An 11,044-nucleotide genomic window follows, 5' to 3' on the forward strand; every position below is an offset into this window, starting at 1 on the left:
GGCCAGCGCCGCGTCCCGCGCGCCTGCGCGGAGCGGCTCTGCGCCGACGACGCCCGCGCGGGGCCTGCGCCGATCGTGTCAAAACGGGACATCCAGCACTCCTGACTGCGCCCGTCGTACAACCGCTGCGTTAATTGTTCGTGTCCCAGAACGCGGGGACTTGAACGTGCTTAAAAAACCGTTACTGGAACGGCCTAGCTTGCAGGGCATGGTTGTACGGGGGGCGAGTACATGTTCGATGCGTTTCCTAGCACGGCCGAAACGGCGGTGGTCGCCGCGGTCCCGTGCCCGGATGTCGCACCCGCGTCCCCGGCCGGCCCCGCCGCCAGCCGCCTGAAGCGGGCCTGCGACGTGGTCGCCGCGGCCGCCCTGCTGGTGCTGTTCGCCCCCCTGCTGCTGCTCGTGGCCGCCGCCATCCGCTTGGAATCCAAGGGCCCGGCCCTGTTCCGCCAGCGCCGCACCGGCCTGAACGGCCAGGTGTTCCAGATCTACAAGCTGCGCACCATGACGGTGGCCGAGGACGGCGCCGCCGTGCGCCAGGCCACCGCCGGCGACGCGCGAGTGACCCGGATTGGCGCCCTGTTGCGGAAGTCCAGCGTCGACGAGCTGCCCCAGCTCCTCAACGTGCTGAAGGGCGACATGTCGATGATCGGCCCGCGCCCGCACGCCCTGGCCCACGACGACTTCTACGGCGCCCTGCTGCCGGCCTACGCCGCCCGCTTCCGCGCCCGCCCCGGCCTGACCGGCCAGGCCCAGGTCAGCGGCCACCGTGGCGAGACCCGCACCATCAACTGCATGGCCCAGCGGGTGAACGCCGACAACGCCTACATCGAAGGCTGGTCGCTGGTGCGCGACGCGAAGATCGTGGCGCAGACGCTGATGCTGCTGTGGCGGGATCCGAACGCCTACTGAGTTAACCCGCGTGAACGCGGGAGCTGCTAGGATTGGTTGTGCTGAGCGCTCTGGCCTAAGTCACCGGTCGCAAGGCCAATGTAGTTGCGATCCGCGGGGGCGGAATTCGGGGGCGACCGCCAGCATGGCGGACTGGCGAGAAAATGTAATGTATCCGGCCCATGCCGAGCGGCGCGTGCTTGCGCTGCACTTGGTTGGTTTGCGCAGTCCGTCCCAGCTTTGCGGCGTTGGTTCGCGGGTGTGGGAATGATTGGGAATGAGGCAACCGCGCGTCGAGTCCCCGCCGCCCAAGATGGATTTGGCGTACGGCTACGAGTTTTGCTTGTCATTGAAGCGGCCGGGGGTGGTTCAGGGCGCCATGTGCTCGATCTTGCCATGGGCTTAGTCTCCCGTGGGCACGAGGTCTGTCTCGCTTATTCTCCTGTGCGAGCCGAGGCAGGGTTCTTGCAGCGGCTTCGGGGATTGCCGGGCGTCACCGTGATGCCGGTAGTGATGCACCGAGAAGTGAGCGTGGAAGACTTCTCTGCCTACTCAGGCCTGTGGCGTCTGGCCGTGGAGCAGGGACCCTTTGACATTTTACACTCTCACAGCTCGAAGGCCGGTGCTTTGCTTCGCTCAATCCCTGTGCCTGGTGCGCGAGTTTATACGCCGCACGCGTTCCGCACTATGGACCCCCATACGCCCCCCCTAGCCGCCCTCGTATTCGGCGGCGTTGAGACTCTCCTGGCTCGTGTTGCGACGGATTGCGTGATCGCTGTCTCTGCAGAGGAGGCGCGCCATGCCCGGACTCGACTTAGGGTGCCCGCATCAAAACTGGCGACTATCGTTAATGGAGTCTCGTCTCCGGGCTTGCGGCCCCGAGCTTTGGTTCGCTCCGAACTGGGCATTGATGCGTCGGATGTTCTTGTCGGGTTTGTGGGTAGGCTCTGTTATCAAAAGTATCCGGAGCTGTTCCTTGAGGCCATCTCTCGCGCACGAAAGATAAATCCCGCTATTAAAGGCTTGATGCTGGGCGACGGTGAGCTTTTCGGTGCCGTGGAAGAGTTGTGCATTTCTCTTGGGTTGGAAGAAGCGGTGAAGCTGGTTCGTGGTCAAAGCGCCATGGATTATTTCGGGGGCATGGATTGTTTGTGCATGACAAGTCGGTACGAGGCGATGCCTTACGTACTACTTGAGGCGCTTTCGGTCGGGTTGCCTATCGTGTCCACCCGAGTTGGCGGGACAGACGAAGCTGTCGTGCCCGGCGTTACGGGCTTCCTAGTCGAGTCCGAGGCGGAGGCTGTGGCAGAGGCGGTCTTAGACCTCGCGGGCGATGCGCTTTTGCGACGCCGTCTGTCGATGGGGGCAGTTGAACGTGCCGCCGCGTACACAACTGAGAGTATGGTAGCCAAAACTGAGGAAGTCTATCTCAAGTCCATTGGCTCAAAGATGGTCCTATCGGCGAGTAGTCGACCGGCCGCGTAAACCGACGTATTCCTGAGTCTAGTCAATGACCCGAAAAATCACTTTCTTTCTTGACAGCCTTCCGGTCGGCGGGGCGGAGCGACATGCGATGAAGCTCGCGGCTGCTCTGAAGACTCGTGGTTTCGATGTTTCTTTCTTAATCTATTCCGGAATTCGCTCCGCTAGTTATCTCGATTCCGACCTTCCTGATCATACAGAAGTTCTGGGTCGAGCCTCTAACAACACGGACTTTGCCGGATGGCGTATGGCCGGTGAAGCCATCGATAAATTTAAGCCGGATGTACTCGTGGCTGTAAATCAGGCCACTTTGGCGGTTTCAGTAATTTCTAAGCTTATGGGCATTCATAGAGCGCCTATTGTTTGTTCGTTCCACACAACTATTATCGATACGCTCAGGGGAAAAATTCGCCTACCCCTGTTCTACGGGCTTCTCCGATTTGCTGACTCCATTATATATGTCAGCGAGAACCAAAAACGGTATTGGGAGTCGCGCGGACTCAAGGCTGGCGCATCCGCCGCAATTGTTAACGGCGTCGACTCGCAGTTTTATTCTCCGCCGTCAGACGCGGAGCGCCGGCAAGCGCGAGAACGCCTGGGGTTTCTCGATGATGACTATGTCGTGGGGATCACGGCCCAGTTCCGTCCCGAGAAAAACCACGGTCAGCTTCTCGATGCGGTGGCGGTACTCGTGAAGCGTGGAGTTCCGGCAAAAGTCCTGTTCGTCGGGGAGGGGGAGCAGCGGCCGGTAGTTGAGGCCAAAGCCCAGGCGCTTGGCCTTAGAGACCAAGTTCGATTTGTCGGCGAGCAGAGGGATGTGCGCCCGTTCCTGGCGGCGATGGACGTCGGGGTTCTGACGAGTACGTCCGTCGAGACGCTTTCGCTTGCGGCGCTCGAGGCTATGGCCAGCGCAGTCCCTGTGGTGATGTCCAACATCGGCGGTGCAAGCGAAATCATCACTGACGGCGTCAATGGATATCTGTTCCCCGCTGGCGACACCGCGGCGCTGGTCGAGAGGCTCGAAAAGCTCATGTCTCCCACCGAGCGCTCGCCGATGAGGGCGGCGGCTCGTCGCATTGCATCAGAAAAGTTCGCCTATAAGCGAATGGCCGATGCTTACGCTGCATACTTTGAACGATTTGGATCTGAGGAAGTCGTAGCGGCGCGGCGGGCTTCGGCGTGAGAATTCTTCTCCTGATCCATTCGCTGGACGGCGGTGGCGCTGAGCGCGTCATCACACACATGAGCCGCCACTGGGCAATGAAGGGCGATGCGGTCTGTTTGGTCACCATTACGGGGCCGGACCGCAAGGTGTACGATGTTGATCCCCGCGTTAGGCTAATCCACCTTGATTTGGATCAGCCTTCGAAGTCTGGCCTCGGAAAGTTGCAGCAAATCCTATTTAGGATTTGGTCAGTTCGACGCGAAATTCGTCGCTTCAAGCCGGATGCTGCTCTGGGATTCATGCCGTCGTCGGCTGTGCTCCTAGCCTTGGCGGCTCTGGGCATCCGGTGCAGAACGATCGGGTGCGAAAGGAATTATCCCCCTAAGCTCCCATTGTCCCGAGCTTGGGAGCTTGCTCGGCGCCACCTCTATCGACTTCTCGACTGCGTTTCGGTTCAGACTGAAGCTGCAGAAGTCTGGATCCGCACCAATACAACGGCGCGACGCACGGTCGTAATCCCAAATGCGCTGCCATGGCCCCTGGTGGATAGTCTCCCTACGCTCGAGCCGGACGCAGCCATTCCGCCCGACCGGCTTGTCGCACTCGCTGCCGGCAGGCTCAATCCGGCAAAGGGTTTCGACAACCTCGTCCGCGCTTTTGGCGTGCTCGCCCGACGTTGGCCTGAATGGGATCTCGTGATCCTAGGGGAGGGGGATGAGCGCGAGAGGCTCAAAGAGCTCATAGACGAGCTTGGCCTTTCTGGCCGTGTGTTCATGCCAGGACGAGCGGGGAACTTGAGTGAATGGTTCTCGCGCGCGGAACTCTTTGTCTTGAGTTCTAGGACTGAGGGCTTCCCCAACATTCTCTTGGAAGCAATGGGGGCTGGAGTCCCAGCGGTCGCTACCGACTGTCAAACCGGACCGCGGGAGCTAATTGACGACGGAGTGAATGGGCTCCTCGCGCCCGAAGGCGACCCGCTCGCCTTGGCGAATGTTCTGGAGCGCCTGGTTTCGGACCCGAACTTGAGGTTGAAGTTCGCTGAGGCCGGCAAAGTTGTCAGAGATAGGTTTGCGGAGCCCGCGATAATGCTGGCGTGGGAAGAAGAGCTTCGTGTTGCAAATTCGCCCGCCCAGGTCAGTGATGGCGATGCTCTGGAACTCGTATCTACCTCGGCGACAGGGCCAAACTAGTATGGCCATTCAGGTTGACTCTTCCACCGCGCGACCGGGGTTCGCCTCGCGGAAGCGCATGTCGATCCCGGATTTCGTCCCGACAGCGACGATGGTCGGCCTTGTGTTACTGCTTCAAACTGGCGCGATCTATGTTGCTATCGGCTTAGCGGGTGGCCTCCAGGCAGCAGTCACAATAGCCGTGGCGCTCGTCGCCCTGATCTGCGTCGTCTTCCCGAACGATTGTGCGCTTGCGCGTAGGAGCCCCAGGTTATTGCTGGCCGCCCTCCTCGCGTACGTAGTGCTGATATCCGTGCAGCTTGCTTTAGTTCCCGCAAGCAGCTTCGACATGTATATAATGCGCGTCAAATACGCGATATTTGCGGCGTCTGGTATTCTTGTCGTCGCAAACGTGCGGTCGCTTGGGTCGGTCCTGATGGCGGTACGCGTCGCGGTCGCGATCGCGGTTCTGTGCAATCTAGCCGACTTCGCGGTCCCCGCCGTGCGGTCGCTTCTTACTTCATTTCACCCCAGCAAAGCGCTCTATCTCGGCCGCGCTGCGGGGCTCTTCGCAAATCCAAACTTCTCGGCTGCAGCCATCGCGGCTGGCACAGCAGTTGGTGCGGTGGGGTTACGTCGCCCGCTGCGACTTGGGTTCTACGCCGTATCCCTTGTGGGGATTTTTGTTACCTACAGCCGTGGGGGCATTCTCTTGTGGCTTGCTTCCGTAATGATGGCGGAATTTATCCCGATCGATGTCTCTAAAGGCAGTCGTCTAAAGCCGATAGCGGGATTGTTGCTTGGTGCTGCCTGCGCTGCGCTGTTCGTGCTTGTCGCGCAGCAATTTATCCCTGCGTTGAATGAGAGTTTGTACTCTCTGACGACCGAAGATACGCGCTCACGACTTACTACACTTCAGGACGGTTCGGCTCGCGAGCGGCTGTATCTTATCCAGTACGGGTTAGCTCAATTTGGCCAATCTCCCATTTGGGGTAACGGCGTTGGCTACGGGTATACGTGGGAGCTTCGAGCGCCGGTTCACAACGTATACGTCCTAATGTTGGTCGAGCACGGTCTGCTTGGCGCGCTTTGGCTTGCGTTCTTCATTTACGCAACGTTCAAGCTTCCAAGACCGATTGGGATTTGGTTGGCTGCGTTTCTTCTCCTGAAGGGTTTGTTTAATCATAACGTATTTAACGAACTGACGGATGCGCTTGGCATTGTGGCGTTCTGGACCGCGGCATTGTTTGCGTCTGAGCAATCAGGCCGGATGCGTTAGATGATCGGTCGGGTCATTGAGCGATTTCCCGGACTCCAATCCCACCATGGCCGGGCGATTTCGAATATTGCCGCCATCGCTATCTTTGTTTTCGCTGCCAAGCTGGCCGGCGCAGGCAAGGAGGTCGCGGTCGCAGCCCGATACGGAACGGCGCCTGAGGTTGATGCCTATAATTTGATCTTCAACCTGATGAATTGGCCCATAAGTGTTTGGGTCGAAGTGTTGATTGCGGTGATGGTCCCGTTATTGGTCGGGGCCCGCAATACGCCAGCAGCAAGCGCATTGCGCTGGCGGGTTCTGAAGCTCGGTATTGGGGTAGGCGCTGCGCTCGCCCTAATCTTTGCGTCCAGCGTCTGGTTGGCGATTGGGCGGGGGTGGTTGGGTGCTGCGCCCGACGTCGCCGCAGTGGCCCGGGAAATGATCGCTCCTCTTGCCCTGGGCATTCCGTTTGGGTTCGCAGTCGCTTCCTTCAACGCGGATCTAATCGCGCAACAGCGCCGTGTTAGCAGCCTCATCGACGGCGTGCCTTCATTGGTGCTGATTGGCTCTGTCCTGTTGAGTTCTGGCAGTGGAGCGGGGCCGCTAAGTTGGGGAACTTTCCTGGGCTTCGCCGCCCAACTCGCGGTTTCAGTGCTGGTTTACTCGCGGGGACTGCTCCCAAGGGTGGCGATTTCGGGCGCGGATGATGAGTTGTGGGGCGCTTTTTGCAAAAGCGTCGCGATCGTCGCGGTCGGGCAAATGATAACCACGGCCGGCACGTTGGTGCTGGATCAATTGATGGTTGTTCAATTGGGCCCTAGCGCGAATGCCGTTCTTGGATATTCAGGTCGCCTGACAATGCTTGTGTTAAGCATTGGCGCACTGGCGGCTGCCCGTGCAACGCTGCCGCTGTTTAGCGCATTTGGAGATGACCAACGCGATCTCCGGAGAAGGGTGGCTTATCAATGGTCGGGCGCAATGTTCGGGCTTGGAGCCATTGCTGCCATCGCTGGCTGGCTGATGGCGCCTTACGTGATTTCCGCGATTTTCCAACGCGGAGCTTTTACGGCGTCTGACACCGAGCAGGTGACAGAGGTGTTTCGATATAGCCTTTTGCAGGTCCCTTTTTATTTTGCCAATATCGTGCTTGTGCAGCTGCTTATCAGCAGCAGGAAGTACAGCTTCTTTTTGTGGACGTGTGTAATTCAGTTTGGGGTGAAGTATCTCGCAAACTCGCTTCTTATTCCTGCCTTTGGGCTGCCCGGGGTGCCACTGTCCGCTTGCATAAGGGCTGCGGAGGCGCTTGTTTTTTCTTTCGTGTTTTTGCGCCTTTCTAAGGCATGATTCCGAAGTGGAGTGATGTGTGGAAGGTCGTGGGCGCAATGAAGTAATAGATGCCTTTAGGGGTATCTCTGTCTTGCTGGTTCTAATCTATCATTATACCGTGCGTTGGTCGTCGGAGAGCGCGCGTGATATTCTCGGCTATGACTACGAGTATAGCGCGTTGCTCAGTGTCGGATCGCACGGGGTGGAGATTTTTTTTGTAATCTCCGGCCTAGTGATTGCGATGACGGTCGAGCGTTCGGCTAGCGCCGCCGAGTTCGCCGTTAGGCGGATAGCGCGTATCTATCCAGCCCTCCTGGTGGCCGCGACCTTCACCTTCGTAATCTGCCAGTTTGGCCCGTACGAGTTCAGGCGAGACTTGGCGGATTACGGGGCGAGTCTATTATTTTTTCCTGACGAGATCGGGCGTCGATTTGTGGACGGCGCGTATTGGAGCTTGGCGGTAGAGGTCAAATTCTACGCTGTTGTCGCTGTGTCCATGATGTTCTTGCGTGATCGTTTTTGGATCGGCGTGGCTGCGGTGGCCGTTCTGGCAGCGGTGTCTCTGTGTCTTGGCGTCGGGGATCGATTGCTTTCCGCAAAATACTGGCCGTATTTTCTTATCGGTATGTCTGGTTGGTATGTGCTGTTTAAGCGTTCCCCATGGCCGGCCGGGTTGCTTGGGGGAATTGGATTAACTTCCTTGTTTATATTCCCTCCTTATGTGGGGTCGAAGATATTTGTTCTCGGCGCGGTGTCTTTGATGTTTGTGCTGATCCAAATTCGGGTTGTGCCGCCGCTAGGGCCTCTGCCGAAATTGGGACGGATTTCGTATTCGCTCTACCTAATTCACCAGTACGTTGGGGTGCTTCTAATCGGCAGCCTTACCGGCGTTGGGGCGCCGGATTGGGTCGCCATTGGCACCGGCAGCGCGGCGGCTATCGGCCTTGCCGCAATGATGTATCGCTGGGTTGAGATTCCCGCCCAGCGGTGGGTTTCAGGCCGGCTGCTCACGCGAACGGAAACGCTGGATAGAGTCCAATCTGCAGCTTGAGCAGGTACTGCAGGCGTCGTTCCGCCTGCGCCGGGTTTTCACGCGAAGGCGTCTAGCTGGGCCGGAGGAGAGAGCTCACGTCCCGCTGAACCTTGTCCCCAGCCTCCGGTCGATATTCGCCGTGCCGTAGATCACGTCGAACCGGTGGTTGTGCGTGTCCGACGCGCCGTCGGAATAGCGCCAGTAGCGCACGGTCAGGCCGGTGTCGGGGTCGCTGGCGTGGTCGGCCTCGCCGCTGAACGGCGTCACCAGCTTGGCCGAGACCAGCTTCAGCGCGCTTTTGTGGAACGCCGCGTTCTGCCGATAGGTGGTCGCCGCCGTCCCCATCCAGGTCACCGCCGCCCCGGCCGCCGGCGCGGCCGACACGTTCTGGTACGCGCCCGTGGTGATGATCGGGTTGGCGATGGTCAGGGTCGCCGCCCCCGATCCGTTGGCCGTGGCGTCGGCCAGCACCACGAACTGCTGCAGGAAGCCCAGGGGCGCCTTGGTGCGCGGGTTCACCGCCCACACGCCGGCGATGGAGAACACCTCGCCCGCCTTCACCGTGCCCGACGCGCCCAGGCCGGCGACGTTCAGGCTCTGCTGGAAACTGGTGCGCACGGCGGGAAAGCCCACCTCCTGGCCGGCGCCGGCCACCGTGCCGTTGGTGCGCGTGCCGCAGGTCAGCGACGCCACCGTCTGGGTCATGTACGGCTCGGTCGAGCCCAGCACCGGGATCTTGGCCTTCTGCAGCGCGCCCTTGGCCACTTCGCCGCCCTGGGCGGCGTTGGCCAGCAGGCTGCCGGCCATGGCGTAGGTGTCGGCCGGCGTCATCACCGCGTTGCGGTCCTCCACCGGCACGGCCATCTCGTCCAGCCGCTCGGGCGCCTTGAAGAAGTCGGCCGGGCTGTCGACCAGCTGGCCGGGCGTGCCGACCCAGTTCGGAAACTCCAGCACCCGCGCCATCAGGTCGGCGTCGATCTGCGAGGCCAGCTGCCCCATCGCCGACTTCATCACCTTGGACTTGAGCAGGGTGTCGACCGACAGGGTCTCCTCAAGGGAGGTGAACTGCACGTCCACCCCCTTCTGCTTGTCGATGCTGACGGCGACCTCGCCCTCCAGCACGTCCTGCGGCGCGGCCGTGCGCCCGTCGAACTCCGGCGGCCTCCGGTCGAGCAAAATCCGAACATTTCGAGACCATTTTTCCCGCCGCCCCGGGGAAGTCCTGTTCGGACAAACCCCATAACTTCCCGGAACCGCTCCCCCCGCGCGCCCGTTGCGGGCTGCACTCCCCGCAGCCAGTTCCGGAGCGTCCCCTTATGCACGTCCAGCAGATGATGACCCTGCATCCCCAGGCCCGCGGCGGGCCGGGGCAGGAGATCCTGACCCGCTGCGTGGAGGCGGCCTACGACTGCGCGCAGATCTGCATCGCCTGCGCCGACGCGTGCCTGGGCGAGGCCGACGTGGTGCGCCTGCGCCAGTGCATCCGGCTGGACCTCGACTGCGCCGACATCTGCCTGGCCACCGGCTCGACCGCCACGCGCCGCACCGGCGCCAACACCCCGACCCTGATCCGCCTCTTGGAGACCTGCGCCGTGGCCTGCGCCACCTGCGCCCAGGAGTGCTCCATGCACGGCGCCGACCACCCGCACTGCCGCCTGTGCGCCGACGCCTGCCGCCGCTGCGAGGACCTCTGCCGCCAGTCGCTCATGGCCCTGCAGGCGACGGTGCAGTAGGTCGGGCCCCAAAATACGACCGTCATCCCGGCCGCAGCGGAGCGAAGCGCAGCGGAGAGCCGGGACCCAGCGAGCTCGACCTCGACGCCGCGAAAGGGCTGCAACGCGCGTCGCGCTTGCTGGGTCCCGGCTCTCCGGCCCGCTCACGCGGACCTCCGGCCGGGATGACGGCGTAGAGGTGCTCAAACGATCGGCTGCGCCCGATCCCTGATCCACTGCGACAGCAGCCACTTTTCGCCGCGCGTCGGCGGCGTCCCCGCGTGCAGGCTCGACCGGTCAGGCCGCCCGTCGGCGTCGACGTTGCGGAAGATCAGCGCGTCGCCCTTGGCCCCGCGGAAGCTGCGGCCGGCGTCCGGGAACGCCGTCTCGCCGCCCTCGAAGTCGTCGTTCAGATAGACCAGCAGGGTCGTGGTGCGCTGGCCGCGTAAGCGCAGGTCGTCGGCGAAGTGGGCGACGTCCGGATCGACGAAGTCGAAGTGCGGCTCGAAGGTCTGGCCGACCTCGTAGTGCAGCACGTTGGTCGGCTCCAGCACCGCGGCCGGCACGCCGGCGGCCGCCGCCGCGCGGGCGCGCACCAGGGCCAGGATCAGGTCGGTGTCCAAGAGGCCGAAGCCGGCCCCGGTGTTGGAGCGCATCTCGTGGGTGCGCCGTCCGCCGGCCTCGGCGTCGTACACACGGGCCGGGGCCAGGCGCGGGCGCACCCGTTCGATCAGCCAGTCGCAGACGGCCGGGTGCAGGAAGCCCGGGATGCGGGCCACGTGCGGGCTCTGCGACAGCACCTCGGCCGGCGGCGGGTTCAGCCAGGCGTCCAGGCTGATCTGCGCGCGCGCCGTCGCCCACGGGTCGACCGCGCCCGGGATGGCCGGGCGCCCGGACAGGGCCGACAGCAGGGCCAGCTGGGTGCGCGAGCCTGCGTCGCCGCCCTGGGCGGCGCGGGCCAGCCAGTCCAGCGCCTGGGTCCAGTCCTGCGGCCGGCCGGCCCCGGTC

10 protein-coding genes are annotated in these 11,044 nt (G+C 62.0%); 8 read left to right on the forward strand and 2 right to left on the reverse strand.

Translation table 11 applies throughout. The features are described from left to right. Positions 1-231 precede the first annotated feature (231 nt). From G3573_RS16650 to G3573_RS16680, 7 genes are all read left to right on the forward strand, one after another. Positions 232-912 (forward strand): sugar transferase, encoded by a 681-nt coding sequence (locus tag G3573_RS16650; protein WP_163262658.1) that lies wholly within the window; start codon positions 232-234, stop codon positions 910-912. A 246-nt stretch (positions 913-1,158) separates the two neighbouring features. Beyond that, entirely contained in the window at positions 1,159-2,376 is a 1,218-nt protein-coding gene (locus G3573_RS16655) for a glycosyltransferase (protein ID WP_276208739.1), read from the forward strand. 25 nt (positions 2,377-2,401) lie between these two features. Beyond that, positions 2,402-3,556, forward strand: a complete 1,155-nt coding sequence (locus G3573_RS16660; protein ID WP_163262662.1) for a glycosyltransferase family 4 protein — start codon at positions 2,402-2,404, stop codon at positions 3,554-3,556. Continuing rightward, complete coding sequence (locus tag G3573_RS16665) at positions 3,553-4,728, forward strand: glycosyltransferase family 4 protein (RefSeq protein WP_163262664.1); 1,176 nt, start codon at positions 3,553-3,555, stop codon at positions 4,726-4,728. The genes G3573_RS16660 and G3573_RS16665 overlap by 4 nt, the downstream gene beginning before the upstream one ends. A 1-nt stretch (position 4,729) precedes the next feature. Further along, positions 4,730-5,986 carry an O-antigen ligase family protein gene (locus tag G3573_RS16670; protein WP_163262666.1) on the forward strand — a complete coding sequence of 419 codons (1,257 nt, stop codon included), beginning with the start codon at positions 4,730-4,732 and terminating at the stop codon, positions 5,984-5,986. Next, positions 5,987-7,309 (forward strand): lipid II flippase MurJ, encoded by a 1,323-nt coding sequence (locus G3573_RS16675; RefSeq protein WP_163262668.1) that lies wholly within the window; start codon positions 5,987-5,989, stop codon positions 7,307-7,309. 19 nt (positions 7,310-7,328) lie between these two features. Continuing rightward, entirely contained in the window at positions 7,329-8,342 is a 1,014-nt protein-coding gene (locus G3573_RS16680; RefSeq protein ID WP_163262670.1) for an acyltransferase, read from the forward strand. A 75-nt stretch (positions 8,343-8,417) separates the two neighbouring features. On the opposite strand, the gene G3573_RS16685 is transcribed toward G3573_RS16680, so the two are convergent. Next, the gene (locus tag G3573_RS16685; protein ID WP_163262672.1) at positions 8,418-9,500 is read right to left on the reverse strand and encodes a P22 phage major capsid protein family protein; all 1,083 of its coding nucleotides are present in this window, start codon (positions 9,498-9,500) and stop codon (positions 8,418-8,420) included. 140 nt (positions 9,501-9,640) lie between these two features. Here G3573_RS16685 and G3573_RS16690 point away from each other — a divergent pair, with 140 nt between their 5' ends. Then, a complete protein-coding gene (locus tag G3573_RS16690; RefSeq protein ID WP_163262674.1) occupies positions 9,641-10,057 on the forward strand; it encodes a four-helix bundle copper-binding protein in 417 nt (138 codons plus the stop codon). 182 nt (positions 10,058-10,239) lie between these two features. On the opposite strand, the gene G3573_RS16695 is transcribed toward G3573_RS16690, so the two are convergent. Next, the coding region (locus tag G3573_RS16695) for a 2OG-Fe(II) oxygenase (protein WP_163262676.1) at positions 10,240-11,044 on the reverse strand (805 nt) is incomplete at its 5' end.

This window comes from Caulobacter sp. 17J65-9 (genome assembly GCF_010975005.1).
Classification (GTDB): domain Bacteria; phylum Pseudomonadota; class Alphaproteobacteria; order Caulobacterales; family Caulobacteraceae; genus 17J80-11.